14 protein-coding genes are annotated in these 19,453 nt (G+C 63.7%); 13 read left to right on the forward strand and 1 reads right to left on the reverse strand.

Annotated elements, in window-relative coordinates:
* Positions 1-37: 37 nt before the first annotated feature.
* The 5 genes from OKW35_RS20510 (at position 38) to OKW35_RS20530 (ending at position 5,906) form a co-directional block, all read left to right on the forward strand.
* Positions 38-445: a DUF2000 family protein gene (locus tag OKW35_RS20510; RefSeq protein WP_429404063.1), complete on the forward strand. Its 408-nt coding sequence runs from the start codon at positions 38-40 to the stop codon at positions 443-445.
* Positions 446-996: 551 nt separating this feature from the next.
* Complete coding sequence (locus tag OKW35_RS20515; RefSeq protein WP_090807735.1) at positions 997-2,388, forward strand: class I SAM-dependent methyltransferase; 1,392 nt, start codon at positions 997-999, stop codon at positions 2,386-2,388.
* Between the two features lie 22 nt (positions 2,389-2,410).
* Positions 2,411-3,766, forward strand: coding sequence for a sensor histidine kinase (locus tag OKW35_RS20520; protein WP_184061511.1), 1,356 nt, complete (start codon positions 2,411-2,413; stop codon positions 3,764-3,766).
* 8 nt (positions 3,767-3,774) lie between these two features.
* Entirely contained in the window at positions 3,775-4,899 is a 1,125-nt protein-coding gene (locus OKW35_RS20525; protein ID WP_429352884.1) for an ATP-binding protein, read from the forward strand.
* Positions 4,899-5,906 carry a response regulator gene (locus OKW35_RS20530; protein ID WP_429552997.1) on the forward strand — a complete coding sequence of 336 codons (1,008 nt, stop codon included), beginning with the start codon at positions 4,899-4,901 and terminating at the stop codon, positions 5,904-5,906. Before OKW35_RS20525 ends, OKW35_RS20530 begins: the two co-directional genes overlap by 1 nt.
* A gap of 188 nt (positions 5,907-6,094) precedes the next feature.
* On the opposite strand, the gene OKW35_RS20535 is transcribed toward OKW35_RS20530, so the two are convergent.
* Positions 6,095-6,985 carry a 2OG-Fe(II) oxygenase gene (locus tag OKW35_RS20535; protein WP_429552998.1) on the reverse strand — a complete coding sequence of 297 codons (891 nt, stop codon included), beginning with the start codon at positions 6,983-6,985 and terminating at the stop codon, positions 6,095-6,097.
* A 440-nt stretch (positions 6,986-7,425) separates the two neighbouring features.
* Between OKW35_RS20535 and OKW35_RS20540 the strand changes: the two genes are divergently transcribed.
* The 8 genes from OKW35_RS20540 (at position 7,426) to OKW35_RS20575 (ending at position 19,442) form a co-directional block, all read left to right on the forward strand.
* Complete coding sequence (locus OKW35_RS20540; RefSeq protein WP_429552999.1) at positions 7,426-8,673, forward strand: efflux RND transporter periplasmic adaptor subunit; 1,248 nt, start codon at positions 7,426-7,428, stop codon at positions 8,671-8,673.
* 15 nt (positions 8,674-8,688) lie between these two features.
* Complete coding sequence (locus OKW35_RS20545; RefSeq protein ID WP_429553000.1) at positions 8,689-11,844, forward strand: efflux RND transporter permease subunit; 3,156 nt, start codon at positions 8,689-8,691, stop codon at positions 11,842-11,844.
* Positions 11,841-15,155 carry an efflux RND transporter permease subunit gene (locus tag OKW35_RS20550; RefSeq protein ID WP_429553001.1) on the forward strand — a complete coding sequence of 1,105 codons (3,315 nt, stop codon included), beginning with the start codon at positions 11,841-11,843 and terminating at the stop codon, positions 15,153-15,155. Before OKW35_RS20545 ends, OKW35_RS20550 begins: the two co-directional genes overlap by 4 nt.
* Positions 15,152-16,786 (forward strand): efflux transporter outer membrane subunit, encoded by a 1,635-nt coding sequence (locus tag OKW35_RS20555; RefSeq protein ID WP_429553002.1) that lies wholly within the window; start codon positions 15,152-15,154, stop codon positions 16,784-16,786. Before OKW35_RS20550 ends, OKW35_RS20555 begins: the two co-directional genes overlap by 4 nt.
* 9 nt (positions 16,787-16,795) lie before the next feature.
* Positions 16,796-17,422, forward strand: coding sequence for a chromate transporter (locus OKW35_RS20560; protein ID WP_090807716.1), 627 nt, complete (start codon positions 16,796-16,798; stop codon positions 17,420-17,422).
* A 44-nt stretch (positions 17,423-17,466) separates the two neighbouring features.
* Entirely contained in the window at positions 17,467-18,003 is a 537-nt protein-coding gene (locus OKW35_RS20565) for a chromate transporter (protein ID WP_429553003.1), read from the forward strand.
* Positions 18,004-18,108: 105 nt separating this feature from the next.
* Positions 18,109-19,203, forward strand: a complete 1,095-nt coding sequence (locus tag OKW35_RS20570) for an IS630 family transposase (protein WP_184069115.1) — start codon at positions 18,109-18,111, stop codon at positions 19,201-19,203.
* Positions 19,200-19,442: a DUF6429 family protein gene (locus OKW35_RS20575; protein WP_090812276.1), complete on the forward strand. Its 243-nt coding sequence runs from the start codon at positions 19,200-19,202 to the stop codon at positions 19,440-19,442. The genes OKW35_RS20570 and OKW35_RS20575 overlap by 4 nt, the downstream gene beginning before the upstream one ends.
* The last annotated feature ends 11 nt before the right edge of the window (positions 19,443-19,453 follow it).

The following is a 19,453-nucleotide window of genomic DNA, read 5'->3' on the forward strand; positions in this document are numbered from 1 at the left end:
GCATCGTCGATCATGAGCGGCTCAACGAGGAGTCGTCGTGTTCGATACCAAAGTGGCGCTGATCGTGCGCAGTGATCTCGCGGTCTGGCAGAAGCTCAATGTGGTCGCGTTTCTCGCGACCGGTGTCGCGGCCGCGGCGCCCCATGCGCTGGGCGAACCCTACGAGGATGCCGCCGGGCACCGCTACGGCCGCATGCTCGGCCAGCCGATGATGGTGTTCGCCGCCGACCGGTTCGGTCTGCAGGGCGCGCATCGGCAGGCGCTGTCGCGCGAGCTCGGAATCGTGCCGTATGTGCACGCGATGTTTTCGACGGGGCATGACGCGGCGAATCGCGCAGTCTTTCGCGCCGAGGACGCGGCGAATCTCGATCTCGTCGGTCTCGCACTACATGGACCGAAGAAAGCCGTCGATAAGGCCGTGAAAGGTTTGGCCTTGCACGAATGAGTCAACGAGTGCGCGAGCCGCTCGATTGTCGACGGTACTCGCGCCGAACTCCAAAAGAAAAACGTTTGCCGCGCCGGACGCGAATTGCGTTAAAACAAAAAAGCTTATTCGGCGAATGCACGGGGCATATCCAAAGGGCATAGATCAGAAAGGCACGAGTAACGCACCCGCTCAATAGCGGATCGTGCCGCCATCGTGGCAATGCGATTGCAAGTCGTTGTCGAGAAACGAATTGTCGGCGATTGCCCCCGCGCGCTCGCCAACTCGTTTCAAATGGTTCTTTGCAAAAACGGCTTTCTACAGCACGGACATGCTCGCAAGAAATCCTTGCATATACGTTTCATCCTGAATTTGAACTCAGTCAGAATTGAACGTGTTGATGTTACACTGCAAGCCGCTGGAGCCATTCTGGCAAAGGGCTTTGGTGTTTCCAGCTCGACTGTGGTTTGAAACGCGTCCACGACTTGTCGCCGGTGTCGTGCGTGCGGCAGCCATTCACTGGACTTCTCCAACACCCTGCTGCGTTCCCGGATTCCTCAGGTACTAATACCGTGTACTCTCAAACGCAAATCGACCCGGTGATCAGCTTCCGCAACTCGCAGCGCGAGCATGTGCGTGGGACGATCATTAACCTCCAGAGAAAGTCCTTGGTCATGGAGGTCTATAACCCCTATTCCATCGTGCAGGTCAGCGAGGTGTTAAGCGAGCTGAGCGTGCGCATGGGCACCAAGAATGCCTATCTCGGCAAGGCGGTGGTGGTGAGTCTGGTGAACACCGGTCTGACCGCGGTGGTTTCGCTGGCACTCATCGACGAATGGCGCGAGCTTAGCGTTCTGCCCAATGAAGCGAAGTCGGTCGGCCGGGAAGCAGAACTCTTTATTAGCGACTGGGACGCGCGCTTCAATATCCGGCGCGACTATCAGATCGTCGTGAACGAGATGCGCGCATTCCTGTCGGAAGTGTCGCGCTGGGTCGAGCAGGTCGACCTGACCGAGAGCTTGCCGAAGACCGAAGAAGGCAGGCTGCGCGAGGACCTGTTCTACGAGCTCGCCACGCCGATCATGCTCAAGATCAAGTTCTTCCTCGACCGCCTGGAGGAAGAGGCCGAGCGCGTCGACGCCGAGACCGCACCCGTGCATCGCACGTATGCGCAAGCGGCACTGCATCCGTTGCTGCTGCGCGCGCCATTCGTCTACCGCACGTTCACCAAGCCGCTCGGCTACGCCGGCGACTACGAGATGGTCAACCAGATCCTCAGTGATCCGCAGCAGGGACCGACCACATACTTCCAGATCGTCAATACCGCGTTCCTGCACGCGGCGGTCGCGACTGCGCACCGCAACCGCATCACGCTGCTGATCGACTTTCTGACGCGTCAGGCCGAAGCGGCGCGCGCTGCCGGCAGGCCGTTGCGCATCCTCAACGTCGGTTGCGGGCCCGCTTTCGAGATCCAGCGCTTCGTGCGCGAATATCCGCATCCGGAGCTGCTGTCGTTCGAGCTGGTCGACTTCAGCGAGGAAACGCTGGCGTTTACGAAGGACGCGATCGAAAGCTCGGCGAATGCCGCGGGCCATAAAGCCTCGGTGCAAATGGTGCATCAGTCGGTGCACGATCTGCTCAAGCGTAAAATTTCAACGGACCCCTCCGCGCGCGAATTCGACGCGGTGTACTGCGCGGGTCTGTTCGACTATCTGTCGGACAAGGTCTGCGCGCGTCTCCTGAGTTACTTCGCCGCTCGCACGCGAGCTGGCGGCCAGTTGCTGGTCACCAACGTCCATTCGGCGAATCCGGAGAAGTACGGGATGGAGCATCTGCTCGAGTGGTATCTGATTTATCGGAACGAAAGCGGCATGAGCTCGCTGCTTCCCGCCAACTCCACTGACCAGAAGCTCTACGTCGACGAGACCGGGGTGAATGTGTTCGCGGAAGCCACGATCCTCTGAAACCGTGTCGACATCCCTGTTCATGACTACCAGTCCCCTGCAGAGCGGCTATCAAACCGAGCTGGCCGACTTTCGCGTCACGTTCAGCCGGGGCGGCGCGTGCACAGCGATTGCGCTCGTGCTGCTCGGCGTGGGGCTGGATTACGCGCAGTATCCGCAGTATCAGACGTCGTTCGCGCTCGCGCGCCTGCTCGTGTCGTTGATGATCGGCGGTATCATCGCCTTGCTCGACACCAGCATGGGGCGGCGGCTTACTCCATGGCTGACGCTGTCCTGGCTGCTGCTGCCGCAGGCGATGATTTCATGGATGATCTGGCGCACCGATGGTGTTCTGTCGCCCTACTACATGGGCCTGAATCTGGCCATCTTCGCGTCCGGCATTGCGTTGCCATTCGGTCTGTGGCAAAACCTCGTGTTCGGCGTGCTGTCCTGCTTTCTGTATCTGCTGGCCTGCCTGTTGCCTCCGCATGACGGCGTGCCGCTCGGCACGATGACCGTCAATGTTCTGCTCCTTCTGTTCGCCGCTGCCGCAAGCGCCGTCTACACGTTTTTCAACGAACGCGTGCGCTTCATGCTGTTTCGCCTGAAGGCCGAGGTGTCCGAGAAAAACGCGGAGGTCTCCGCGAAGAACGCCGAACTCGAAGTGATCAATCGGCAGTTGCTCGACATCAAGGGCCAACTGCTGCAGCAGGAAAAAATGGCGGCGATCGGTACGCTCGCGGCCGGCCTGCTGCACGAAGTGAACAACCCGGTGAACTTCTGTCTGATGGCAATCGAGGTTGCGCTGGAAGAGCCGATCTCGAAGAAGGAGCCGACGCTGCAGGAGTGCCTGGTCGATGCGCGGCAGGGCATGCAGCGGATCCAGCACATCGTGTCGGACCTGAAGACGTTCGCGTATCGCAAGCCCGGCGCCGAGGCGGAGCTGGGCACGCCGTTCCTGTTCGAAAAGGCGCTCGATTCGGCGATCCGGCTCGTCGGGCATGAATTGCGGGGCGTCACCGTCACGCGCGAGCTGCCCGCGGATACGCTGGTGCAGGGCGACGAGGCGGCCATCATCGGCGTGCTGATCAACCTGCTGTCGAATGCGGTGCTGGCGATGCGCAAGGCGGCCACGCCCGCGCCGGCGATTCACGTCAACGTCAGATGGACCGAAGACCGCCTGCATGTGACGGTAAAAGACAACGGGCCGGGCATCGCGCCGGAGCATCTCGCGCGCGTGTTCGAGCCATTTTTTACCACCCGCGAAGTGGGACAGGGCCTGGGCCTCGGGCTGTCGATCAGCTATGCGGTGATCGAGCGTCATGGCGGCCTGCTGTTTGCTGAGAGCGAGCAGGGAAGTTGGGCTTCATTCAGTTTCGATCTGTCGCCCGCACCCTGAGAAATACCATGAATGACATCCGACAGACACAGCCCACTCTTCTCTACGTCGATGACGAAGAGTTGGCCTGCAAATATTTCGCGCGCACCGTAGGTGCCGATTACGAGGTCCTGCTCGCGACGAGCAGCGACGAGGCGATCGCTATCCTCGAGCAGGACAACGCCCGCATCGCGGTGCTGGTCACGGACTTCCGCATGCCGGGGCGTGACGGTGGCGACCTGCTGCGCCAGGTGGCGCTGGAATATCCGCACATCGTGCGGATTCTGGTCACGGCTTATGCAGACGTCGAGATGTTATTGCAGACGGTCAACACCGGCGAGGTGTTCCGCATCCTCGAAAAGCCGCTGAAGCCGGCGGCAGTGCGCGATACGCTGCAACTGGCGTTTGATCGTTACCACGAACGCACGATGCAGAATCAGCGCCTGATCGCCATCGACGAAACCCTGGCGTTCATCGCGCACGAACTGAACACGCCGCTCGCGGCGATCGCGTTGAACGCGCACAGCATCGAAGATCGCATCGACGCGGAGCGCGATGCGGAAGGCGAAATTCTCGGCGCCGCGAAATCGATGCGCGAGAGCGCGCAGTACTGCATGGCGGTGGTGTCGTCCTTCTGGCGCTCGGTGCACAACGGGCGGCGCCGGCAACTGGAGGGCGACGAGGCGCGCATCGAGAGTACCGCGCATGGGCTGATCTCGGCGTTGCTCGATACGTATCCGTTTACGACCGCGCAGCGCTCGTGGGTGCAGGTCGACGTCGACAGCGACTTTGCCGTGCTCACGCAGCCGAATTGCGTGGCGCTCGTGCTGTCGTCGCTGTTGTCCAACGCGTTGCGCGCGCTAGCGGATGTGCCGTCGCCGTCGGTGCGCTTTACCGTGACAATGGAACCCCACCCGAGCATCGGCATCTGCGACAACGGGCCGGGAATTCCGCCCGAGATCAAAGACCGCCTGTTGACGGACCCAATTACAACGCACGCGAAATCCGGGGGGAACGGCTTGGGCCTGATTCTATGCAACCGTGTCATGCAGTCCTGTGGCGGCGGACTCAGGATCGAGTCCACGTCGTGGGGAGGCACCACCGTAGTGCTGGATTTCCCCCATATCAAAGGTCAAACGCACAGGAGTTGTTGATGAACGAAGCAAAAGCCACAGAGGAGTTGGCGCCGGCGATCATCTTCGTCGATGACGAAGCTACCGCCGTCAAGTACTTCCAGCGTGCCATCGGAAGCCTGGCGCCGGTCCTGACTGGCGGCTCGGTGGAAGAGGGCAAGGCGCTGCTCGACGAGCACGGTGACAGGGTGGGGGTGCTGGTCTCCGACCAGCGTATGCCGGGCGAGTTCGGCAACGAGCTGCTGCGCTATGCGAGCGAGCGCTTTCCGCATGTCGTGCGGATTCTGACCACCGCGTATTCGGAAATCGATCAGACCGTCGCGGCCGTCAACCTCGGTCATATCCATCGCTACATCAAGAAGCCTTGGGACATCACGGCGCTGCGCATGGAGCTGAAGCAGGCGCTCGAGCTGGCCGAGCTGCGCAAGGAGCGCGATACGCTGGTGCGCGAGAAGCTGGGCGTGCTGCAAAAGCAGGTGGTCGCCACTCGCATCGGTCTGGTGCGTTCGCTGTCGGCCACGCTGATCGGGCCCGAGCGCTTTCAGCCGGTCGAGACGTATCTCGCCGCAGCGGTACTCGCCGACGTGCCGAACTCCGAGCCGGACTGGCTGCTGCAGGACTACTCCGATCTGATCGCGGCCGAGAGTGCCCGCAGCGGCGCGTTCGGTCATACGGTGGCCGCGCACCTCGCCACGCTGCGTAACCGTCACGGCAGCGCGAGCGTGACTGCGAGCGACGCACTGACGACGCTGGCCGGGGTATTTTCCGAGGCAGGCATCAATGTGCGCCGCGAAGGCGATGGTCTCGTGTGCGACCAGCCGGCCACACTCGCGGAGTTTCTCGCGGAGCCGGGCAACAACGCGGTGTCGAGCGGGCACGCGGTATGGCTGGCGAGCCTTCTGTGGCTCGACGGCAATGACGTTGCACTGCAGCCGGCAAGTGAAGGCAATGCGATCGCGTTCCGGCCGGCGCAGCGCGGTAGCGAGTTCGCCGCCGATCGCCTCGCCACGTGGATCGAGCAGTTCTGATTACCTTGCTTCGGGGGCGCGGCGTTTGACGCGCCACTACTCGCACTGGCTTCGCGCTGCAACCCGCCTCGGCTAGCAGCGCGAAGCTGACAACGGCTCGCGCGAGTCGTTCGAATGTTTTTCCACGCGCGCGGACAGACAGCACGCTCTTTTCACCTCGACACGCGTTGCCTTTCAGGCCTGACTTCTCAAGCCTGAACGCGCGGCGCGAAGCGCCGCGTCCGAATCCACTTGGTCGCCACCCACTTGTCGCCCGTGCGCAGCGGCGTGCTCGCGTGCAGCGAGCTCGGATCGCACAGCCCGTAGCGGTTGCCGTATTCGAAGTAGAGCGCGTGCCCGCGCTGCGGCGCGACCGACCAGCCAATCTGCGGAAACACGGTCTCACCGCCGCCTTCCACATCTTTCAGATACATCAGCAGCGTGCCCATGCGCTGGCCGCTGCGCGCGATCGACTCACGATTCGCTTCGTTGCTCGTCATCAGATAGTCGACGTGCGGCGTCGACTCCGCGCCTTTCTCATAGTGCAGCATTTGCAGGCCTTCGCCGTTCTCGACCGGGGTTGCCGTGAGTTCCGCGATGCGCGCCTCGATGCGCGCGATCAACGGCGTCTCGCCCAAACGGAAAAACATCCCGTGACTGCTGCGATGACCGGCGATCACATCGCGGCCGGTCACTGGATCGACGACGGCCGACCGGTCGAGCCGCGGCTGTGCGAGCGCGATCAGCTGCTCGCATTCATCGGCACTCAGGAAATTGGCGATGTGCACGGCGGCCGGTCGTTGCAGCCGCGACAGCACGCGCACCTTGCGCTCGCCGAGTTGGATCAGCGGAGCGTCGGGCACGCGCAGCGGCTCGGGCTGGTAGCTGAGCGGCGCGCTGCCGACTTCGAGCTTGTCGCCGGGCAGCGCCATACCGTACAGGAACGCCGATGCGACCGCATCGACCATCGCCGACGCGAGCTCGGCCGCGTTGTCGCGGCTCACCAGTTCGTCGACGATCGCTTGGGGCGCGACGCCGCGCGAAAGGTTGGCGGCGATCCAGTCGCGGACTTCGGCTGGGAAATTGACGGTGATGGACATCGGGGCGAGGTTGTGGGGTGTCGTGACAGTCGCGGCGCGCGCGACGCTGGCTCGCGATGATAGCGGACGATTGTGACGATTCTGGACGCACGGCCCGGTTGTCAGTTGGCTGTCGTCTGTTACCGCATATTGCGATGTCCCGCCGCGCCCATAACTCTGCCCATGCGGGTGTCCGCCCCACGTGCCGCCCGATCGATGCCCCGGACTCTTCCAGCGGCCAACATGTTGCACCCCTGTAACTCAAGGCCGGCGCAAGCCGGTTACATTCACGCATGCCCGTATTCAAGCTCTTGCCCCACTTCCTTACGTCTTCATAACAACACGTCCGGAGGCGTTCGACTGATGACAACGCGCGTGAACCATGGCACTTTTGCGCAGTCCCGTCAGCGGACGAGCTTCCAACCGAGTATCAACACCAATATCCGTTCCCGGAGATCAACATGAGCGAAACCGTGTCCCCGCCGCCAAAGCGCTCCCGACGCGGGCTCATCATCTTCGCGGTTGTCGTGCTCATGCTGGTCGCGCTCGTCGTGGTTCATCTGATGACGCGCAAGAAGCCGGTGCGCGAGAACGCGGCGATCGTCGTCACCGTCGCGCAGGCGACGCTCGGTTCGATGCCGGTCACACTGAGCGAGCTCGGCACCGTCACGCCGATCGCAACCGTGACCGTGCTGCCGCAGCTGAGCGGCTATCTGACCGAAGTCGGCTATCACGAAGGCCAGGAGGTGCAAAAAGGCCAGTTCCTCGCGCAGATCGATCCGCGCCAGTATCAGATCAGCAAGCAGCAGGCGGAAGCGACGCTCGCGAAAGACCGCGCGTCGCTCGCGCAGGCGCGCGCCGATCTCGAGCGCTATACGCAGTTGAACGAACGCAAGTCGATCGCGCAGCAAACCTTCGCGGATCAGCAATTCCTCGTGCAGCAGGACGAAGCGGCGGTGAAGGTCGACCTCGCCAACATCGCCCAATTCGATCTCGACCTCGCCTATTGCCGCATCACCGCGCCGATCGCGGGCAAGGTCGGCTTGCGGCTCGTCGATCCGGGCAACTATGTGACCGCGTCGTCGTCGACGGGCATCGTCGTCATCACGACCGTGAAGCCGACCACGGTGCAGTTCACGGTGCCGCAGGATTCGCTCGCGTCGATCGTGCAGCGTCTCGCCACCGGCGCGAAGCTGCCGGTCACCGCGTATTCGAGCGACAACTCGCGCGAGATCGCGACCGGCACGCTGTACGCGATCAGCAACCAGATGGCGACCGCGACCGGCACCGTCACCTTGCGCGCGACCTTCGCGAACGGCGACGAAACGCTGTTCCCGAATGAGTTCGTCAACGTGAAGCTGCTCGTCGACACGATGCAGAACGCGGTGCTCGTGCCGACCGCCGCGGTACAGTCCGGCGCGCCGGGCGACTTCGTCTATCTGGTCAATCCGGACAGCACGGTGTCCGTGCACAAGGTCAAGCTCGGACCGAGCGACGGCAAGAACACGGTGATCGTGTCGGGACTCGCGGCCGGCAACCAGGTCGTGACGGACGGCATGGATCGTCTGAACGACGGCGCGAAGATCCAGCCGGCGCATCCGAAGTCCGCCGCCGGCCCGAAAGCGCCCGCCGCCGCGTCCGAAGCCGCGCCGGCGTCGAGCGCGTCGGCATCGCCTGCGCCGGCCGCGTCCGAAGCCGCCTCGTCGTAACGGACCCCCGCGCCGATGAACATTTCCCGCCTGTTCATTCTTCGCCCGGTGGCGACGCTGCTGCTGATGATCGCGCTCGTGCTCGTCGGTCTGATCGCGATGCGCGTGCTGCCGGTGTCGTCGCTGCCGAACGTCGACTATCCGACAATTCAGGTGCAGACCTTTTATCCGGGCGCGAGCCCGACGGTGATGGCGACCACCGTGACCGCGCCGCTCGAGGTGCAGCTCGGCGAGATTCCGGGCCTGCAGCAGATGACCTCGTACAGTTCGGACGGGGCGTCGGTGATCACGCTGCAGTTCGATCTGTCGCTGAACCTCGACATCGCCGAGCAGAACGTGCAGCAGGCGATCAACGCGGCGAACAGCTATCTGCCGTCTGGCTTGCCGGCGCCGCCGACCTACGCAAAGGTCAATCCCGCCGACCAGCCCATTCTGACGCTCGCGGTCACCTCGAAGTCGATGTCGCTGACGCAACTGGAGGACGTCGCGAACAACCGCCTCGGCACGAAGATCTCGGAAGTGGCGGGCGTCGGCGTCGTGACGACGAGCGGCGGCAACGTGCCCGCGATCCGCGTCGAAGCCGACCCGCACAAGCTCGCCGCCTACGGTCTGAACATCGACGATCTGCGCACGCTGCTGAGCTATGTGAACGTGAGCCAGCCGAAGGGCAATTTCGACGGCCCCGATCTCGACTACACGATCAACGGCAATGATCAGATCACCGATCCGAAGGACTACCTCGACACCGTAATCGCCTACCAGAACGGCTCGCCCGTATTCATGCGCGACGTCGCGCGCGTGAGCCAGGCCGCCCAGGACGTCGAGCGCGGCGCCTGGTACAACGGCTCGCCCGCGATCGTGCTGAACGTGCAGCGCCAGCCGGGCGCGAACGTGATCCAGACGGTCAACCAGATCATGAAGGAGCTGCCGCAGCTCGAATCGACGCTGCCGGCCGGCATGAAAGTGACCGTGGTGTCGGACAGCACCGGCGTGATCCGCGCGTCGGTCGCGGACGCCGCGTTCGAACTGATTCTCGCGATCGTGCTGGTCGTCGCGGTGATCTTCGTGTTCCTGCGCAACGTGCCCGCCACGCTGATTCCGAGCATCTCGGTGCCGGTCTCGCTGATCGGCACGCTCGCGGTGATGTACCAGCTCAACTACTCGATCGACAACCTGTCGCTGATGGCGTTGATCATCGCGACCGGCTTCGTGGTCGACGACTCGATCGTGATGATCGAGAACATCGTGCGCTATCTGGAAGAGGGCATGTCGCCGCTCGAAGCCGCCCTCGAAGGCGCGGGGCAGATCGGCTTCACGATCCTGTCGCTGACTATTTCGCTGATCGCGGTGCTGATTCCGCTGTTGTTCATGGGCGGCGTGATCGGGCGGCTGTTCAGCGAGTTCGCGGTGACGCTCGCGGTCACGATCGTGATTTCGGCGGTCGTGTCGCTGACGGTGGTGCCGATGCTGTGCGCGCGGATGCTGCGCGCGCAGGCCGAGCGCCATCCGAGCCGCTTCGAGCGCATCAGCGAGGGCCTGTTCGACAAGACGCTCGCCGCCTACGAGCGCGGCCTGCGCTGGGTGCTCGACCATCAGACGCTGACGCTGATGGTCGCGATCGCCACCGTGGTGCTGACCGGCATCCTGTATGTGGTGATTCCGAAGGGACTGTTTCCGGTGCAGGACGTCGGCGTGATCCAGGGCATCAGCGTCGCCGACAACTCGGTGTCGTACGCGGCGATGGTGCAGCGCCAGAGCGCGCTCGCCGAGGCGGTCCTGAAAGACCCGGACGTGGTCTCGCTGACGTCGTACGTGGGCATCGACGGCACTAATGCGACGCTGAACAACGGTCGCTTCCTGATCAATCTGCGCGAGCGCGACCAGCGCTCGGACACCGCCCAGGAAATCGCGCGCCGGCTCGCGCAGGAAGTCGCGCACGTGCCCGGCGTGAAGCTGTTCATGCAGCCCGCGCAGGACCTGACGCTCGACACGACCGTGTCGCCGAACCAGTACAGCTTCGTGTTGCGCGGACCGAGCCAGCAGGCGTTCCAGAAGTACGTGCCGGAACTCGTCGCGCGCCTGAAGCAGATTCCGTCGCTGTCGGACGTGCAGAGCGATCTCAATAGCGACGGCCTCAGCGTGAACGTCGAAGTGAACCGGCAACTGGCCGCGCGCTTCGGCATCACGCCCGCGACGATCGACAACGCGTTGTACGACGCGCTCGGCCAGCGCATCGTGTCGACGATCTTCGAGCAATCGGCCCAGTACCGCGTAATTCTGGTCGCGAAACCGGAAACGATGCCGACCGTGCAGTCGATCGGCAATCTGTATCTGCCGAGCCAGACCAGCAGCACGGGTCAGGTGCCCCTTTCCGGCATTGCGAAGATCCAGATCGCGAAGGCGCCGCTCGTGATCAGCCATCTCGCGCAGTTTCCGTCGGTGACGGTGTCGTTCAATCTCGCGAAGGGCGCATCGTTGAGCACCGCGGTCAAGGAGATTCACCAGGCCGAGCAGTCGATCGAGCTGCCGCCGTCGATCACGTCGTCGCTGCAAGGCGCGACCGCGGCGTTCGAGGATTCGCTCTCCAGCGAGGTCTATCTGCTGATCGCGGCGCTCGTTGCCGTGTATATCGTGCTCGGCGTGCTGTACGAGAGCTTCATCCATCCGGTCACGATCCTGTCGACACTGCCGTCGGCCGGTATCGGCGCGCTGCTCTCGCTGATGCTCGCGGGTATGGATCTCGACGTGATCGGCATCATCGGCATCGTGCTCTTGATCGGCATCGTCAAGAAGAACGCGATCATGATGGTCGACTTCGCGCTCGATGCCGAACGCAATCATGGCAAGGCGCCGCGCGATGCGATCTTCGAGGCGTCGCTGCTGCGTTTCCGGCCGATCCTGATGACGACGTTCGCCGCGATGCTCGGCGCACTGCCGATGCTACTCGGCACCGGCACCGGTTCGGAACTGCGCCGGCCGCTCGGTCTCGCGATCATCGGCGGCCTGACGCTGAGCCAGGTGCTGACGCTGTTCACGACGCCGGTGATCTATCTGTTCTTCGACCGTATGGCCACGCGTGTGAACCGCTGGCGCGCCGAGCGCGCTAAGCGCAACGGCGGCGACGAGCCGGGTGGGCGTCCGCCGGAAGGCGGCGCGGAGGGCACGCGGTGAACATCCCGGCGATCTTCATCCGGCGGCCGGTCGCGACGACGCTGCTCGCGATCGCGATCCTGATCTCCGGCACGCTCGCGTATTTCCGCATGCCGGTCGCGCCGCTGCCGAACATTGCGTTTCCGGTGATCGTCGTGCAGGCCAACATGGCCGGCGCGAGCCCGAATATCATGGCGTCGACGGTGGCCGAGCCGCTCGAGCGGCGGCTCGCAACCATCGCCGACGTCGCGGAGCTGACCTCGATCAGCTATGTCGGCTCGTCGTTGATCATCGTCGAGTTCGGCCTGAAGCGCGACATCAACGGCGCCGCGCGCGACGTCGAGGCGGCGATCCAGGCCGCGCGCGCCGATCTGCCCACCACGCTGCGCAGCAATCCGAGCTACCGCCAGTACAACCCCGCCGAGGCGCCGATCATGGTGCTGTCGCTGACCTCGGACACGCTGACCAAAGCGCAGCTCTACGACTCCGCCGATTCAGTGATCCAGCAGCAGCTGTCGCAGGTGCAGGGCGTCGGCCAGATCACGCTCGGCGGCGGCGCGTTGCCGAGCGTGCGCGTCGAGTTGCAGCCGGGCAAGCTCAATAGCTACGGGATCGGCATGGAAGACGTGCGCGCGGCGATCAGTGCTGCCAATGCCGACAGCGCGAAGGGGCATATCGACGTCGGCGATCAGCGCTACGTGGTCACCTCGAACGATCAGATCACGCACGCGGCGCCGTATCGCGATCTGGTGGTCGCGTATCGCGACGGCGCGCCGGTGCAGTTGCGCGACGTCGCCCAGGTGCGCGACTCGAACGAAAACATCCGCAACGCGGGGCTCTTCAACGGCAAGTCGGCGATTCTCGTGATCGTCTATCCGATGCCGGGCAGCAACGTGGTCAGCACCGTGCAGCAGATACGCAACGTGCTGCCGGCGATCGAAGCGACGTTGCCGAGCAACGTGCACGTCGATGTCGCGATCGATCGCTCGCAGTCGGTCACCTCGTCGGTCAGCGATACCGAGCGCACGCTGTTCATCGCGGTGCTGCTGGTGGTCGGCGTCGTGTTCATCTTCCTGCAGTCGCCGCGCGCGACGCTGGTGCCGGCGGTCGCGTTGCCGCTGTCGATCGTCGGTACCTTTGGGCCGATGTATCTGCTCGGCTATAGCATCGACAATCTGTCGCTGATGGCGCTGACCATCGGCACCGGCTTCGTCGTCGACGACGCGGTCGTCGTGCTCGAAAACGTCGTGCGGTACATGGAGCAGGGGTTGAGTCCGAAAGAGGCCGCGCTGAAGGGCGCGGGCGAAGTCGGCTTCACGGTGATCTCGATGAGCCTGTCGCTGATCGCGGTGTTTCTGCCGATCATCCTGTTTCCGGGCATCGTCGGACTGATGTTCCATGAGTTCGCGATCACGCTGTCGATCGCGATCCTGATTTCGCTGGTGATCTCGTTGACGGTCACGCCCGCGATGTGCGCGTACGTGCTGAGCCGCGACAACGCCGGTCATTCGAAAGCGCGTTGGGCGCGCTGGATCGAGCGGCAGTTCGATCGCTTCAAGGACGTCTACGCACGTACGCTCACGGCCGTGCTCGATCATTCGCTGCTGGTGATCCTGCTGCTGTTCGCGCTGCTGGTCGGCAACGTGTTCATGCTGAAGCTGGTGCCGGCCACCTTCTTCCCCGAACAGGACACCGGCATCGTGATCGGGCAGATCATCGCCGACCAGAGCATTTCGTTCACGGCGATGCAGAAGAAGCTCGCGCAGTTGCAGTCGATCGTGCAAAGGGATCCGGCGGTGCAGTCCGTCGCGGGCTTTACCGGCGGGCGCGCGCTCAATACCGCCAATGTGTTCATCGAGTTGAAGCCGCTGTCGCAGCGGCACGCAACGGCCACCCAGGTCGTCAACCGGCTGCGGCCGAAGCTCGACGAAGTGTCGGGCGCGCGACTCTTTCTGCAGGCGCAGCAGGATTTGCGCATCGGCGGGCGGCAATCGGCGGCCGAGTACCAGTACACGCTGACGAGCGACGATTCCGCCGCGCTGTTTGCGTGGACGCCGAAGCTCGTCGCCGCGTTGTCGAAGGAGCGCGGGCGGCTGCTCGACGTGAACTCCGACTTGCAGCAGAACGGCCTGCAGAGCTACCTGACGATCAATCGCGCGACCGCCGCGCGCTACGGCTTTGCGCCGAATCAGATCGACAACGTGCTGTACGACGCGTTCGGCCAGCGCACCGTGTCGACGATCTACAACCCGCTGAACCAGTACTTCGTCGTGATGGAGGTCGCGCCTGAGTACTGGCAGTATCCAGAGACGCTGAAGCGGATCTATCTGAGCACGTCCGCCGGCAATCCGACCGGCACGGCCGCGACACAGATGCCGCACGGCACGGTATCGGCAACTACTACCGCGACCACGACCGGCACGTCGTCGAACACGAACTCGCGCAACTCGGACGCGCAGTCGAACGCGACCAACAACAGCATCGCCAACAGCAAGGGCGGCAGTTCGACCGGTAGCGCGGACAGCACGGCCGCCGAAACGATGGTGCCGCTGTCGGTGCTGACCTCGTATAGGAACAGCCATACGTCGACGCAGGTGAACCATCAGAGTGGGCTCGTCGCCGCGACGATCTCGTTCAACCTGCCGGCCGGCGGGTCGCTGAGCCAGGCGGGCGCGGCGATCAACGAAACGATCCGCGAGATCGGCATGCCCGCGAGCATCCACGGCTCGTTCGCAGGCGCGGCGGCGGCCTATTCGCAGTCGATGGGCGTGGTGCCGCTGCTGATTCTCGCGGCGCTCGGCGTCGTCTACATCGTGCTCGGCGTGCTGTACGAGAGCTCGATCCACCCGCTGACGATTCTGTCGACGCTGCCATCCGCGGGCATCGGCGCGACGCTCGCGCTGCTGATCTTCGGCACGCCGTTTTCGGTGATCGCGATGATCGGCATCATCCTGCTGATCGGTATCGTCAAGAAGAACGGCATCATGATGGTCGACGTCGCGATCCAGTTGCAGCGCCAGCAACAGATGCCCGCGCGCGACGCAATCCACGGGGCCGCGCTGATCCGTCTGCGGCCGATCATGATGACGACGTTCGCGGCCGTGCTCGGCGCGGTGCCGCTCGCGGTCGGCATGGGCCAGGGCGGCTCGCTGCGCCAGCCGCTCGGTATCACGGTGATGGGCGGGCTGATCCTGAGCCAGATGTTTACGCTCTATACGACGCCGGTGATTTATCTGTATCTCGACCGTCTGCGTGCACGGCTGGTCAGATGGTCCGCGGGGCTGCGCTGGAACCGCGACGCGAAGCCGGGACAAGCGGATACGAAGGCATGACGATGAAGATTTCGACTGAACGAATGACAGGGTCTCGCGCCGGGTTGCCGAGCATCGCGACGCTCGTCGTCGCGCTGCTGGCGCTGTTCAACGCCGGCTGCATGGTCGGCCCGGACTATCATCGGCCGCAGGTCAGGGTGCCCGCCACGTACTCGGAACTGCCGGGCTGGACCCAGGCCGAGCCGAACGCGACCGGCCCGAAGGGCACATGGTGGAGCGCGTTCAACGATCCGTTGATCGACGAACTCGAACCGCTCGTCGCGGTGTCGAACCAGACCGTGCGCGTGGACTACGCGAATTACCAGCAAGCGCTCGCCGAAGTGCGCGCCGCGCACGCGGCCCTGTTTCCGACCATCGGCGCTACCGGTTCGGCGACGCGCGAACGCGCGAGCAGTGGTTCGGTCAGTGCCTCGGGAAGCTTCGTCAACGGTACGGCGACGCGCATCGTCAATTCGGGCTCGCTGGAAGGCAACGTGAGCTGGGCGCCGGATCTGTGGGGCCAGGTGCGCCGCACCGTCGAGGAAAACGCCGCGAGCGCGCAGTCGAGCGAAGCGACGCTCGCGAATGCGACGCTCTCCGAGCAGGTCGCGCTCGCGACCGCGATCATCGAGCTGCGCACCAGCGACGCGAACATCGACCTGCTGCAGCAAACGGTCGTCGCGTATCAGCACTATCTCGACGTCGTCACCGAGCAGGATCGCGCGGGCACGATTGCGCCGAGCGACGTGATCACCGCGCGCAGCCAGTTGAATACCGCGAAGTCCGATCTGATCGCGCTCGGCGTCGCGCGCGCGCAGAACGCGCATGCGATCGCGGTGCTGGTCGGCAAGAACCCGGAAGAGCTGTCGATCACGCATAGCACCGCGATGCCGGCGCTGCCGTCGGCGCCGGTCGGCGTGCCGTCGACGCTGCTCGAACGCCGCCCCGACATCGCCGCCGCCGAGCGCAAGATGGCCGCGCAGAATGCGGCGATCGGCGTCGAGGTGGCCGCGTATTACCCGGACATCTCGCTGTCGGCCGTGGCCGGATTCACGCAGTCGCCGCTGTCCGGTCTGCTGAAGGCCGCGAACTACGTGTGGTCGCTCGGCGGCAGCGCGACCGAGACGCTGTTCGACGGCGGCCTGCGCAGCGCGGATGTCGACGCGGCGAAGGCGGCCTACGACGCGGCCGTTGCCAACTATCGCGGCACGGTGCTGGGCGCGTTCCAGAACGTCGAGGACGATCTGTCCGGCCTGCGCATTCTCGCCGAGCAGGCGCTCGTGCTCGAAACGGCGGTGCGCGACGCGGACCGTGGCGCGGAGATCGCGTTCAACGAATACCAGGCGGGCACCGTCGATTACACGACGGTCGCGATTGCGCAAGCGACGCAATTGACGACGCGGCAGACCGCGCTGAACGTGCAGGAATCGCGCTTGCTGCACGCGGCGTCGTTGTTTGGCGATCTGGGCGGCGGGTGGTCGACCGATGAGCTGCATGATCCGCGGCATCCGGCGGCGGCTTCTTCGGCTGCCTCGGCACCTTCTTCGGCTTCCTCGCCTTCGGCTGCGTCTGCTTCATCGGCTACGTCATCGGCGACGTCTGCGGCTATCGTGCCGGGCGCGCGGCAAGTGCGGCACGATCAAAACGACTAAGGACGAGCATTGGCCAAAGGCATCCACGGGCAAGACGTCAGCGACCCGGTATCGACACCCGAAGACGACGCGCCACACCACGCACCACCGCCGCGCGAAGTGACCTCGCTCGGCCTCTTTCTGATCTTCGCCCGCATCGGTCTGACGAGTTTCGGCGGCGGACTGAGCGGCTGGTTCATGCGCGAGTTCGTGCACGACCGCCATTGGATGAGCGAAGACGAATTTCTCAACGGCCTCGCGTTGTCGCAGGCGCTGCCCGGTGTCAACGTGAAGAATCTGGCGATCTGGATCGGCTACCGGCTGCTCGGCTGGCGCGGCGCTGTTGCGGGATTCTGCGGCATCATCTTTCCGGCGGCCGTCGTGATCATTCTGCTCGGCGCGTTCTTCTCGGCGATCGCATCGTTTCCGCTCACGCATATCGCGCTCGCTGGCGCCGCGGCCGGCGCGATCGGGCTGTCGCTGTCGATGGCGATCACCGCCGCACGCCGGCTGCCGCGCCGCGTGTTTCCGTATCTGGTGCTGCTCGCGACGTTCGCGGCCGCCGCGGTGTTTCGCGTGTCGCTGGTATGGACCGTGCTGATCGCCGGCGCGTTGAGCGTCGGCTATGAATACGTGCGCGAGGCGCGCCAGCCCTGATCGGCTTTTATCGCCGCAAGTCAAACTCCACAAAAGCTTCTGCCGTGCTCAGAATTCTTATCGCCCTGTTTTCGGTGTTCGCGCCGCTGTCGATCGTCACCGTCGGTGGCGGGCAAGGGATCATCCCCGAAGTGCAGCGCCAGGTCGTCGACGTGCATCACTGGATGACCCATGCGCAATTTCTCAGCGACTTCGCGATCGCGCGGCTCGCGCCCGGTCCTGGCTCGCTGCTCGCGACGCTGATTGGCTATCAGGTCGGCGGACTCGGTGGCGCGCTCGTCGCGACCGTCGCGCTATTTGGGCCGACTGCGTTTCTGATGTATGGCGTCGTGCACGTATGGAACCGGCACGAAGGCGCGCGCTGGCTGAATGCGTTGCAGGCCGGGTTGCGGCCGGTGGCGGCCGGGTTGATTCTCGCGGCCGTCTATGTACTGATCAAGGAGCTCGAAGGCGGGTGGATTGCGTGGCTCACCGCGGTCATCGCGACCGTGCTCGTGATGACGACGCGTATCAATGCGTTGGTGCTGATCGCGGGCGGCGCGGTTGTGTTTGTGGTGGCGCATTTTGCGGGGTTGCTGTAGCGCGCCACCGATACTTCTTCCTAGTGTCCTGAGTTAAAAATTCATTGAATGATGCCGATCACGTACTAAAGTGTCCTGTGTAGCACTTGATACGCGGAGGCAACGATGAGTGGACGGTCCAAAGGGGAACTCGTGCTGAGCGATTCGGAGCGCGAAGACCTGCAAGCGCTGACGATGCGACGCAAGACCGCGCAGGCCCTGGCATTGCGGGCGCGCATCGTGTTGGCCTGTGCCGATGGCATGGACAACAAGACAGTTGCGGCGAAACAGCGGGTCACACAGCAAACGGTTTCGAAGTGGCGGGCGCGATTCGTGAGCCATCGTGTGGACGGCCTGCTTGATGCACCACGGCCCGGCGCACCGAGGACGATTGATGACGCGCGCGTCGATGCGGTCATCGCGAAGACGCTCGAGTCCGTGCCTGTCGGAGCGACTCACTGGAGCACGCGCACGATGGCTCGCGAAATGAAATTGTCGCAGACAGCGGTCACACGAATCTGGCGTGCTTTTGGCTTGCAACCGCATCGGCAGGAGACGTTCAAGCTCTCCAGCGATCCGATGTTCGTCGACAAGGTGCGGGATATCGTCGGGCTTTACCTGGACCCGCCGCTCAAGGCCATGGTGCTGTGCGTGGACGAGAAGAGCCAGATTCAGGCGCTCGATCGCACGCAACCCATGTTGCCGTTGGCACCCGGCATCCCTGAGCGACGTACCCACGATTACATGCGCCACGGTACGACCACCCTGTTCGCGGCGCTGGACATCGCTACTGGTGAAGTAATCGGCGAGGTACATCGGCGCCATCGCAGCAGCGAATTTGTGCGCTTTCTGCGCACCATCGAAGCCAGCGTGCCGTCTTACCTGGAGGTGCATCTGGTAATGGACAACTATGGCACGCACAAAACGCCCTCGATCAAAGCCTGGTTCGCTCGTCATCCTCGCTTCCATGTTCACTTCACACCCACCTCGGCGTCGTGGCTTAACCAGGTCGAACGATGGTTTGCCGCGCTCACTGAAAAATACCTTCGACGCGGTACGCATCGGTCGACACGTCAACTCGAAGACGCGATCCGTCATTATCTGGATGTCTATAACGCGAACCCCAAACCGTTTGTCTGGAGCAAGTCGGCCGATGAGATCCTGGCCAGCCTCGAACGGTTTTGTGTGCGCGTCCGCAAGGCTGCGGCAGGAGCATCATGAATATCAATACCGACGCAATTGATGAAGTTTCCCTCGCGCTCCTCTACCTGACCCTGCATGACCGATACCGTGCATGGAAGGGCTTCGACTGGGATGTGCTGAACCGGCTCCATGAACGAGGCCTCATCGAAGACCCAGTCAACAAGACGAAGTCCGTGATCTTTACGGAAGAAGGACTGCGCGAGTCCGAGCGACTTTTTAATCAGCACTTTGTCATTCCGGAAAGAACAGAGAATTGATTCAACGAACT

Origin of the sequence: Paraburkholderia sp. MM5477-R1, assembly GCF_050436385.1 — a bacterium.
GTDB classification, from domain to species: domain Bacteria; phylum Pseudomonadota; class Gammaproteobacteria; order Burkholderiales; family Burkholderiaceae; genus Paraburkholderia; species Paraburkholderia tuberum.